Source organism: Dietzia sp. SYD-A1, from assembly GCF_015356725.1.
Lineage (GTDB): Bacteria > Actinomycetota > Actinomycetes > Mycobacteriales > Mycobacteriaceae > Dietzia.
Map to the genome: position 1 here is coordinate 1 of NZ_JADDKI010000416.1, position 1,376 is coordinate 1,376.

At 71.8% G+C, this 1,376-nt stretch carries 1 protein-coding gene and 1 pseudogene; one reads left to right on the forward strand and one right to left on the reverse strand.

The genetic code is table 11. The features are described 5' to 3' along the window. Positions 1-281: helix-turn-helix transcriptional regulator (locus tag IY392_RS19320; protein ID WP_309234192.1), on the reverse strand; the 281-nt coding region annotated here is incomplete at its 3' end. 193 nt (positions 282-474) lie between these two features. On the opposite strand from IY392_RS19320, the pseudogene IY392_RS14995 reads away from it, so the two are divergent. Further along, positions 475-1,376, forward strand: a pseudogene (locus IY392_RS14995) (cytosine deaminase); the annotation flags it as partial.

The following is a 1,376-nucleotide window of genomic DNA, read 5'->3' on the forward strand; positions in this document are numbered from 1 at the left end:
CCGCCGGACGCTGCCCGGTCGGTCGTCGTCGGGCGGCCTGCCGCCTGGTCGCCGGAGTCGACCGCTTCCAGCAGGTGCGCCTGGGTGGTGCCCAGGGCGTGCGCGAGGCCCTCGAGGGTCGACATGCTCGGGGCGGCCTTGCCTCGCTCGATCTGGCTGAGGAAGGGTTGGGAGATGCCGGCGTGGCCCGCCACCTCCACGAGGGTCAGGCCGAGTTGCTGACGGTGATGCCGGATGCGGGAACCCAGGCGCGTCAGACCGTCTTCCCGAAGTCCCGACACCGGTGCCTCCCGTTCTCCGCGAGCGTTCTGTGAGCGGTTACAGGCCAGATCCGGCGGGGTAATCCGGTCGAAACACCCGCCCGTGACACTGATCTGTATTGACGAGGTCAATATCCCGCGTCCTGAGCGAAAGCGCAAGGACACCATACCGACCCGGTCGGGGACGGTCCGGCAGAGCAGGAGAACCCAGTCAGTGGACACACTCACACGCCAGCGTGGTGACGTAGCAGCGGGCCGCGACGCCTCCGTGGCGAGGCCGCACGACGGGAGGGCTCGCACCACAGGCCCGAGGCGGGTCGACCGCATCACCGGGGTCGGATTGCCCGACGGCCGGGTCGTCGATCTGGACATCGAGGGTGGTGTGGTCGTCGCCGTCACGGAGGTGGACGGGGCCGACGATGACGAGCGGGCGGGCGGGGCCGGCCCCGAGGCTCACCGCCCGGCAGTGATCGACGGTCGTGGTTACCTCGCCCTGACGGCGCCGGCGGAACCCCACGCGCACCTGGACAAGGCCCTGAGCTGGGGTGCGACCAGGCCACCGGGGTGCGACCTCGGCGCGGCGATCGACGCGTGGAGGGCCTTCTCCGCCACGGTCGACGAGGACGAGATCCATGATCGGGCGCTGGAGGCGGCCCGTCGTCTGGTCGCCAAGGGCACCACGGCGGTACGCACTCACGTCGACCTCCACGACGACGGTGATCCCCTTCGCGGGATCCGGGCCCTGGTCCGGGTGCGTGACGAACTCGCGGACGAGTTGGACCTGCAGATCGTCGCGATGGCGGGCGACGACGATCCCGCCGACTGCGTCCGCGCGGCCATGGAGGCCGGGGCCGACCTCATCGGCGGCGCCCCCCACATCGCCCCGGACAGTGTCGCCGAGACGCACAGACTGATCGATCTGGCCGAGGAGCTGGGGGTCGGCGTGGACCTGCACGTCGACGAGTTCCTCGACGGCGACCACGCGATGCTCACCCCCTTCACCGACCGGGTGGCCTCGTGGGAACCGGGGCGCATCCGGACGGCCGGCCACTGCTGCCGGATCGGCGCGATGGACGCCTCCGGCCAGGCCTCGGCCGCCGCGGCGCTCCGCGGGGC